The 8,113-nt window shown below is 73.8% G+C and carries 10 protein-coding genes and 1 pseudogene; 2 read left to right on the forward strand and 9 right to left on the reverse strand.

What is annotated here, in order from left to right; translation table 11 throughout:
• From IPZ69_RS45520 to IPZ69_RS45535, 4 genes and pseudogenes are all read right to left on the reverse strand, one after another.
• A pseudogene (locus IPZ69_RS45520) lies at positions 1 to 234 on the reverse strand (hypothetical protein); the annotation flags it as partial.
• Positions 218 to 709 (reverse strand): RNA polymerase sigma factor, encoded by a 492-nt coding sequence (locus IPZ69_RS45525; RefSeq protein ID WP_235460804.1) that lies wholly within the window; start codon positions 707 to 709, stop codon positions 218 to 220. The gene IPZ69_RS45525 and the pseudogene IPZ69_RS45520, both read right to left, overlap by 17 nt.
• Positions 710 to 828: 119 nt before the next feature.
• Positions 829 to 1,446, reverse strand: a complete 618-nt coding sequence (locus IPZ69_RS45530) for a class F sortase (RefSeq protein ID WP_235460805.1) — start codon at positions 1,444 to 1,446, stop codon at positions 829 to 831.
• On the reverse strand, positions 1,443 to 1,817 hold the full coding sequence (locus tag IPZ69_RS45535; RefSeq protein WP_235460806.1) for an NPXTG-anchored protein: 375 nt from the start codon (positions 1,815 to 1,817) through the stop codon (positions 1,443 to 1,445). The genes IPZ69_RS45530 and IPZ69_RS45535 overlap by 4 nt, the downstream gene beginning before the upstream one ends.
• A 227-nt stretch (positions 1,818 to 2,044) precedes the next feature.
• On the opposite strand from IPZ69_RS45535, the gene IPZ69_RS45540 reads away from it, so the two are divergent.
• Positions 2,045 to 2,392: a DUF1330 domain-containing protein gene (locus tag IPZ69_RS45540; RefSeq protein ID WP_235460807.1), complete on the forward strand. Its 348-nt coding sequence runs from the start codon at positions 2,045 to 2,047 to the stop codon at positions 2,390 to 2,392.
• A 49-nt stretch (positions 2,393 to 2,441) separates the two neighbouring features.
• Here IPZ69_RS45540 and IPZ69_RS45545 read toward each other — a convergent pair whose 3' ends face one another.
• A complete protein-coding gene (locus IPZ69_RS45545) occupies positions 2,442 to 3,017 on the reverse strand; it encodes a Dps family protein (RefSeq protein ID WP_235460808.1) in 576 nt (191 codons plus the stop codon).
• 314 nt (positions 3,018 to 3,331) lie between these two features.
• Positions 3,332 to 3,535, reverse strand: a complete 204-nt coding sequence (locus tag IPZ69_RS45550; protein ID WP_235460809.1) for a hypothetical protein — start codon at positions 3,533 to 3,535, stop codon at positions 3,332 to 3,334.
• A 154-nt stretch (positions 3,536 to 3,689) separates the two neighbouring features.
• On the opposite strand from IPZ69_RS45550, the gene IPZ69_RS45555 reads away from it, so the two are divergent.
• Positions 3,690 to 4,022 (forward strand): hypothetical protein, encoded by a 333-nt coding sequence (locus IPZ69_RS45555; protein ID WP_235460810.1) that lies wholly within the window; start codon positions 3,690 to 3,692, stop codon positions 4,020 to 4,022.
• A gap of 21 nt (positions 4,023 to 4,043) precedes the next feature.
• On the opposite strand, the gene IPZ69_RS45560 is transcribed toward IPZ69_RS45555, so the two are convergent.
• The 3 genes from IPZ69_RS45560 to IPZ69_RS45570 form a co-directional block, all read right to left on the reverse strand.
• Positions 4,044 to 4,469 (reverse strand): CBS domain-containing protein, encoded by a 426-nt coding sequence (locus IPZ69_RS45560; RefSeq protein ID WP_235460811.1) that lies wholly within the window; start codon positions 4,467 to 4,469, stop codon positions 4,044 to 4,046.
• 81 nt (positions 4,470 to 4,550) lie between these two features.
• Positions 4,551 to 6,293 carry a DNA polymerase/3'-5' exonuclease PolX gene (gene polX, locus IPZ69_RS45565; protein WP_235460812.1) on the reverse strand — a complete coding sequence of 581 codons (1,743 nt, stop codon included), beginning with the start codon at positions 6,291 to 6,293 and terminating at the stop codon, positions 4,551 to 4,553.
• 36 nt (positions 6,294 to 6,329) lie between these two features.
• The coding region (locus tag IPZ69_RS45570; RefSeq protein ID WP_235460813.1) for an ATP-binding SpoIIE family protein phosphatase at positions 6,330 to 8,113 on the reverse strand (1,784 nt) is incomplete at its 5' end.

Genomic DNA, 8,113 nt, shown 5'->3' on the forward strand with positions numbered 1-8,113 from the left:
CCGCGCCGGTGCGTCGCCGGCCGACAGGCGCAGGGGCAGTACGACGAGGGCGGCCACGGCGCAGGTCGCGCCCAGCCCGGCCGCGGCGCGCAGCACACGGCGGCGGGCGGCCGCGCGGCGGATCGCCTCGTAGCGGCCGGGGGGCGGGCCGAGGGGTTCGGAGGCGGGCCGCAGGATCACCGCGAGCGGGTCGTCGGGCGCGAACTCCGGGTCGTCGTCAAAGCGTGTGGTCAAGGCTTCTCCTCAAGTGGACGCGGAGCAGTTCTCTGGCCGCGTGGAGGTCGGCCTTGACGGTTCCTTCCTTGCGCCCGGTCAGCACGGACACCTCCCGGATCGGCATGTCAGCGTAGTAGTGCAGGAGGATCGGGACGCGCAGTCGTTCCGGCAGCGACTGCACGAGCAGGCGCACGGACGGGTCCGCCTGTTCGTTGTGGGGGCGGACCGCGGCCTCCGTGGTGGCCCGGCGCACGGCGTTGCGCTCGCGCTCCAGCTTGCGCCAGTGGTCGCGGACGAGGTTGGCGGCGGTGACGTACAGGAAGCCGCGGGGCTCCTGCACGGACGCCCAGCGGGCCCACAGCCGGGTGAACGCCTCGGAGGCGATCTCATGGGCCGTCTCGTCGTCGTCGACGAGCCGGCGGCACCAGCCGGCGAGGCGCGGATAGAGGGCGGCGAACAGCTCGGACGCTGCTTTGTCGCGGGACCGTTTCAACGCTCTCCATGGTCGTGAGGGCACTCGTCAAGCATGCGTGCGACGTGGTGCGTCGTTCGTGCGGGGTGGATACCGGGCCGTCGGCGTGCGGCGCCGGGGCCCGGGATCCGTGCGGAGGGTCAGGGCGTGCCGGGGCTGAGCGCGGCGAAGACGATCACGTTGTCGAGGTAGCCGTGGCCGCTCCGGGGCCCGCCACAGGTGATCAGCCGCAGCTCCGGACGGTTGACGTCGCCGTAGACGTCGTCCGCCGGGAAGTCCTTCTTGGCGACCGTCCGTAGGGCGGTGACGGCGAACCCGGCCTCCGTGCCGTTCTCCAGGCGCACCACGATCCGGTCGCCCCGGCGCAGTCGGGCGAGGCGCCGGAAGACGCCGTCGCCGTAGCTGCCGACCGTGACATGGCCGAGGAGGACCGACGGGCCGACCTGACCGGGTGTCGGCGAGTGCCGGTACCAGCCGGCCCGGTCGTGGGCCGTGACCGGCGGCACCTGCATCGTGCCGTCCGGTTCCAGGCCCAGTCGCATGACCGGGGTGTCGACACCGATCGCCGGGATCCGCAGCCCGACCGGGACCGAACGGCCCAGGGCGTGCGCCGGCTTCGCGCCGGCCGGGGCCGAGGAAGGCGGCGGCGTCCCTTGGGCGCGGCCGGTCGTGGTCCGGTGGGAGCCCGGGCCGCCGCAGCCCACGAGGAGCGCGGCCGTCGCCGCGGCGACGAAGGCGCGCCTGGAGAGCGGGGTCATGCTCCGGTCGCCCGCCGGCGACGTACGACGAACACCGCGGCGCCGCCCGCGACGAGTGCCGCTGCGGCGCCGCCGATCAGACCGCCCTCGTCACCGGACCCCGAAGAGGCCTCCGTCACGCCGGTGTTGGGCGCGGCGCTCGGCCGGACGGAGACCTGGCCGCGTCCGGGCACCCGGGTGGGGACGGCGCTCGGCCGGGCGGACGCGGGCGCCCTGGTCGGTTCGGCGCTGGGCGCCGGGGCGGTGGTGGGGGTGGCGCGCGTCGGGCTGGCCGACGGGACCGGCGTCGCCCCGTCGGCGAACGCGGGCACGGTGCCGGCCAGCACGGCGGTGCAGGCGAGTGCCGTGGCACTGAGGACAGTTCGGCGCATCGAATCGCTCTCTCTCATCGGCCCGCCCGGCGGAAGGGGCGGGCTCGGTTACGGATCGAGCAGAGAGACGAGGCGGCGACCGAGCGGGTTGTAAAGAACGAGCAAAGGCGTCCGAGGGGTGACCGCCTGACGGGTGGCCGGGCGCGGTTACCTGACGGGTAATCGTCCCCGGCGCGGCACCGTGCCACGATCGAGACGTACGGAGCCCGACCGACCGGAAGGACACCATGCCTGCCTACGTGATAGGCCACCTGCGGGAAGCCACGCCCCACCCGGAGATCGCCGAGTACATCGAGCGCATCGGCGCCACCTTCGAGCCGTACGGCGGCCGCTTCCTCGTGCACGCCGCGCAGCACGAGGTCGCGGAGGGCAGTTGGCCCGGACACGTGGTGGTGATCGGCTTCCCGGGGATGACCGAGGCGCGGGCCTGGTGGGACTCGCCCGCCTATCGGGAGATCGCGCCGCTGCGCTCCCGGCACATCGAGGGCGACATCATCCTGGTCCCCGGCGTCCCCGACGGCTACGACCCGACGACCACCGCGAAGGCCATGCGGGAGGCACTGCCGGCCGAGTAGCCGCACCCGACGGGGGGTGAGCCGTCCGCGAGGGACGGCTCACCCGCGCTCAGGACCGCACCAGAGGCGTGTCCACCAGATGCTCCGCCAGGAACCACGCCTGGAGTTCGCCGGTCCGGATCACCTGCGAGACCAGCGCGTCGTTGGTGCCGTCGTCGCCCAACTCCCCCGTGCGGGCCGCCGCGTCGTGGGCGTCGGTCAGGATCGTCTCGTGCGCCTGCAGCAACCGCGACAGCATGGCCGGCACCTCCTCCACGCCGTCCGGCGGCCGCGGGATCGAGGTGATCTCGGCGACGTGCCGGGGGTCTCCCACCGCGACTCCGCCCAGGGTCTGCACCCGCTCGGCGAGGGTGTCGACGAGCTCCAGCTGCTCCCCCGCGTGCTTGTCCAGCACCAGGTGCAGTGGGTAGAAGGTCGCCCCGCGCATCAGCCAGTGGTGCTTCTTGTAGAGGCCGTACAGGATCTGCGTGTTGGCCAGGACCTTGTTGAGCCGCTGGCAGGAGTACATGCGCGTCTCGTAGGACAGGCCCAGCGGGAACTGCTTGACGGTTCCGAACTCCTGGATGATCTCGCCCTTCTGATGCAGCCACGGCTGGCTGCTCATCTGCGGGGAGCTGGTGGTCATGATCCGCCTCCTGCGGTCCGTGCCTTCGGTGCCCGAGTGACGCTAGGTGCCGATACGGCGCCCACCTTGCCCAGGAGCGCATGCCGTGATGTCCGCGAGCGCACTGGACGAGGGCGGCGCGGCCGCTGTTCGCTCCGGGACAAGTGCCGGTGCGCCGGCGGACACGTCCTCGTCGCGGGCCTGTTGACGGCGGCCCTGGTCGCCTGGATCACGGTGGCCGACCGGAGGGCGACCGCGCTCTCGCGAAGCGGATCGGCAAGGTGCGGCGCCCCAGCCTGTCCGCCTGGGCGAGCAATCTCCTCGTCCGGCAGCGGTCAGAGGAAGTGGAGGCGCTGCTGCGGCTCGGCGAGGGGCTGCGGCAGGCGCACCAGGACCTGGCCGGTGCGCAGCCGCGGGAGCTCAACCGTCGGCAGCGGACCGTGATCAGCACCCTCGCGCAGGAGCCGCAGCGGGCGACGGCGCGGGCGGGTCACCCGGTCGGTGACGGTGTCGAGCGGGACGTGGCGGGCACGCTGCATGGCGTCCTCGCCGATCCGGACGTCGCCCGGGAGTGGGCCACCGGCCGGTTGGTGGAGCCGTACGCTCCGACGGCCGGCTTCCCCGACGTACCGGACACCGTGCCGCGACGCTCCCCCGCATCACCCGCCCCCGCACCCCTCGCCGGGCAGGACCGTGCCGTCGAGAAGGAGCGGCGGGAGCGTCTCGCGCGGGCCTGGCAGGAGGCGCGGGGCGCCGAGCGGGAAACTGCGGGCCCGCCAGGACGAGGCCGCGGCCGCGGGACGTGCGGCGGACGACGCCGGACGGCGGCTGGAGCGGGTCCGGCGGCGCCTCGACGGCCTCAAGGGCGAGATGGAGCGGGCCGAGAAGGAGCGGCGGCAGGCGCGGGACGCAGAGACGCGGGCTCGGGAGCCGACGCGGGCCGCCGGCCGCCGCGCGCGGGAGGCCGGACGTCGGGGCGAGGCCGCCGCCGAGCGCTCGGCGGCGGCCGAGCGGGCGAAGCCCTGAGCAGCCTTCGGCACACGCCCTTCAGCGGTTCGGGTCCGCCCGCCTGATCTCGCCCAGCGCGGAGTGCGGGTCGTCGTCGGCGGCCAGGTCGCCGAGGCTGACCACCCCGACGGGGCAGCCGCCGCGTTCGACGACCGGCAGCCGGCGTACGTGATGGTGGCGCATCAGTTCGGCCGCATGATCGGTGGTGTCGTCGGGGTCGACGGTCACCACCGGGGGCGGGCTGCACACCGATCCCGCCGTGGTGGTGTGCGGATCGCGGCCCTCGGCCAGGACGCGCACCACGATGTCCCGATCGGTGAGGACACCGAACAGGTCGCAGTCGTACGACACGAGGACGTCGCCGACGTTCTGGTCCCGCATCAGGCGCGCGGCCTGCTCGGCCGTGGTCATCGGTTCGACGGCCACGGCGCCGGGCGACATCACGTCACGGATCAGACTGGTCATGGGGACCTCCCGGTTCGGAAAACACTGCTCGACCGCCACGCGGTCCGCGCCGGTGTGGCCCGCGGGGCCGGGCGGCGGCCCTCACGAGCGGCCCTTGCGGAGGAAGCGCAGCAGCCGCGTCGGCGTCCAGGTGTTGATCACGTCGTCCTTGGTGAGCCAGCCGCGCTGGGCCGTGCCGACGCCGTAGCGCATGTTGGCCAGGTGCGGGGTCGCGTGGGCGTCGCTGTCCACGGCGAACTTCGCCCCGTGCCGCCTCGCCCGCAGGATGTCCTCGTCGCGCAGGTCGAGCCGGTCGGGGTGCGCGTTGATCTCCAGGGCGGTGCCGGTGCGCGCGCAGGCGGCGAAGACCTCGTCTAGGTCGGCGTCCACGGCGGGCCGGCGGCCGATGAGGCGCGTGGTGGGGTGACCGATGATGTTCACGTACGGGTTCTCGCAGGCCCGCACGATCCGCCGGGTCATCTCGTCCCGTCCCTGGTTGAAGTGCGAGTGCACCGAGGCGACGCACAGGTCGAAGCTGGCCAGGAACTCCCCCGGCCAGTCCACCGAGCCGTCGGGGCCGATGTTCAGCTCCACCCCGTGCAGCAGCCGCATGCCGCCGCGCCGGCCACGTGCGCGGAACGTGCCGTCGAGTTCCCGGACGCGCTCGCGCTGGGCCAGCATCCGCTCGTCGGTCATCCGCTGCATGGCCAGGTCCGGCCCGTGATCGGTGATCGCGTAGTAGGCGTAGCCGCGCTCGGCGGCCGCCGCGGCCATCTCCTCCAGCGGCGCGAGGCCGTCGGTCAGGTCGGTGTGCGTGTGCAGGTCGCCCCGGATGTCGGCCTCGCTGACCGGCTCGGGCAGCTCGCCGCGCAGCCCGGCATCGATCTCGCCGCGGTCCTCGCGCAGGGTCGGCGGGATCCAGGGCAGGCCGAGCCGGGCGTAGACCTCCTCCTCGGTCTCGGAGACGACCTTCTCGCCGCTCACGACGTCGAAGAGCCCGTACTCGGACAGTTTGAGCCCCTGGTGCACGGCGCGTTCGCGGGTACGGATGTTGTGGGCCTTGGAGCCGGTGAAGTACTGCAGTGCCGCTCCCCAGGAGTCCGGCGGGACGACGCGCAGGTCCACGGCGAGACCCTTGGTGGTGCGCACCGACGTCTTGGTCCCGCCGTGTGCGATGACCTCGGTGACGTACGGCAGTTCGGTGAACGCGTCCATGAGCGGGGCGGAGTCCTCGGCCGCGGCGAGGATGTCGATGTCGCCGATCGTCTCGCGGACCCGGCGCAGCGATCCGGCGTACGCGCAGCGCCGGCAGCCGGTCACCGGGGACAGCGCGGCGACGATGTCGTCGGCGAGGTCCGTGGCGACGTCGAGCAGGACGCGGTCCCCGGCGGACCGCAGGAGTTCGATGCCGTGCAGGATCTTCTCCTCCGTCCGCGGCCCGAAGCCCTTGAGGTCGCGCAGCCGTTCGCCGTGGATGGCGTCGGTGAGTTCGTCGACGGAGGAGATGCCCAGCTCCTCGTAGAGCGCGAGGGCCTTCTTCGGGCCGAGGGCGGGGATCGCGGTCAGTTCGCGTACCCCGGCCGGGATTCTCGCCCGTAGTTCGTCGACGGCGGACACGCTGCCGGTGCCGAAGTACTCGGTGACCTTCTCGGCGATCGACTTGCCGACGCCGGGGATCTGCTGGAGGCCCTTGAGGTCGAGGGTGGCGACATCGGCGTGGTGGCCGCCGATCGCCCGGGCGGCCTTCTCGTAGACACGTGCCCTGAACGCGTCTCCTCCGGTGATCGAGATCAGGTCCGCGTATTCCTGGAACAGCGCGGCGACCTCGTCATTGGACCGAGCCACGTCTCCAGGGTAGGCGCCGGGCGGGGCGGACGCTGCTCACCGCGACGCGGCGTCCGCGGGCAGGCGCTGTTCCGCCCAGATGATCTTCCCGTCGGGGGTGTAGCGGGTGCCCCAGCGCTCGGTGAGCTGGGAGACCAGGAACAGGCCGCGGCCGCCCTCGTCCTCGCTGCGGGCGCGGCGCAGCCGGGGCGAGGTGTTGCTGCCGTCGAAGACCTCGCAGATCAGGGCGCGGTCGCGCAGGAGCCGCAGCCGGACCGGGCCGGTGGCGTGCCGGATGGCGTTGGTGACCAGTTCGCTGGCGACGAGTTCGGTGGTGAACGCCTCCTCGTGCAGTCCCCAGGCGGAGAGCTGCTCGACGACCGCCGCGCGGGAGCGGGAGACGATCGCGGGGTCGCCGGGCAGGTCCCACTGGGCGACCCGGTCGGGGCCGAGGGCGTGCGTGCGGGCGACCAGCAGGGCCACGTCGTCTCCGGGCCCTTCCGGGAGCAGCGCGTCGAGGACCGCCTCGCAGGTCTCCTCCGGTCCGCGGCCCGCGCTGGCCAGGACGGTGCGCAGCCGGTCCAGGCCGGTGTCGACGTCGCGCAGCCGGTCCTCGATCAGGCCGTCGGTGTACAGCACCAGTTGGCTGCCCTCGGCCAGCTCCAGCTCGACGGTCTCGTACGGCATCCCGCCGAGTCCGAGCGGTGGCCCCGGCGGCAGGTCGACGAGGCGCACGCTGCCGTCCGGTCCGACCACCGCGGGCAGCGGGTGGCCGGCGCGGGTGAGGGTGCAGTGCCGGGTCACCGGGTCGTACACGGCGAACAGGCAGGTGGCGCCGACGATGCCGGAGTCCGGGGTGTCCTCGGCGCCCCAGCCCTCGCCCCGGTCGAGCCGTGCGACCAGGTCGTCGAGGTGGGTGAGCAGGTCGTCGGGCGGCAGGTCCAGGGAGCAGAAGTTGTGCACGGCGGTGCGCAGCCGGCCCATGGTGGCGGCGGCGTGCAGGCCGTGCCCGACGACGTCGCCGACCACCAGTGCCACCCGGGCGCCGGAGAGCGGGATGACGTCGAACCAGTCGCCGCCGACGCCGGCCTGCGCGGGCAGGTAGCGGTAGGCGACCTCGACGGCGCTCTGCTCGGGCCGGCCGCGGGGCAGCAGGCTGCGCTGCAGGGCGAGGGCGGTGTTGTGCTCGCGGGTGTAGCGGCGTGCGTTGTCGATGCAGATCGCCTCGCGGGCGGCGAGTTCCTGGGCCAGGGACAGGTCGTCGTCCCCGAAGGGGGCGGGCTGCTCGGAGCGGTAGAAGCTGACCACGCCGAGGGTGGCGCCGCGGGCCCGCAGCGGCACCGTGATCAGGGAGTGGACGCCGGCCGCGACCATGCGCTCGCCGAGCCGCGGATCCTGCACGGCCGATCCGTTCGCGCGCACCGGGACCGGTTCGAGCACGCCCTGCCGGGATTCCAGGCTGCGGGCCTGCGGTGCGGCGGGCGGGTACCGGACCGTGTCGCCGACGCCGTACAGCTGACGCTGGTCGTGTACGGCGCCGAGGGCCACCCGGCGCAGCGTGGTGGCGGCGTCGAACGGGGCGGGCTCCTCACCGCGCAGCACCGCGTCGGGCAGGTCGACGGCGACGAAGTCGGCGAACCGGGGGACGGTCACCTCGGTCAGTTCCTCGGCGGTGCGGGTGACGTCGAGGGTGCTGCCGACGCGGAGGCCGGCGTCGTGCAGCAACTCCAGGCGCCTGCGGGCCAGTACCGCGAGCCGCCCGACACCGGGCTCGCCGACGAGCAGCGGCCAGCTGTCCGTGTCCGTCCCGCTCCTGCGCGGAGCGTCGGGCACGGCGGGTG

It is taken from the genome of Streptomyces olivochromogenes (assembly GCF_021538895.1).
Lineage (GTDB): Bacteria > Actinomycetota > Actinomycetes > Streptomycetales > Streptomycetaceae > Streptomyces > Streptomyces olivochromogenes_A.

What these genes read in the sequence shown, in the direction of transcription:
- IPZ69_RS45530 (WP_235460805.1), bottom strand. Translation starts at nt 1,446, where the DNA reads ATGACCCCGCTCTCCAGGCGCGCCTTCGTCGCCGCGGCGACGGCCGCG.
- IPZ69_RS45535 (WP_235460806.1), bottom strand. Translation starts at nt 1,817, where the DNA reads ATGCGCCGAACTGTCCTCAGTGCCACGGCACTCGCCTGCACCGCCGTG.
- IPZ69_RS45540 (WP_235460807.1), top strand. Translation starts at nt 2,045, where the DNA reads ATGCCTGCCTACGTGATAGGCCACCTGCGGGAAGCCACGCCCCACCCG.
- IPZ69_RS45545 (WP_235460808.1), bottom strand. Translation starts at nt 3,017, where the DNA reads ATGACCACCAGCTCCCCGCAGATGAGCAGCCAGCCGTGGCTGCATCAG.
- IPZ69_RS45550 (WP_235460809.1), bottom strand. Translation starts at nt 3,535, where the DNA reads ATGCAGCGTGCCCGCCACGTCCCGCTCGACACCGTCACCGACCGGGTG.
- IPZ69_RS45560 (WP_235460811.1), bottom strand. Translation starts at nt 4,469, where the DNA reads ATGACCAGTCTGATCCGTGACGTGATGTCGCCCGGCGCCGTGGCCGTC.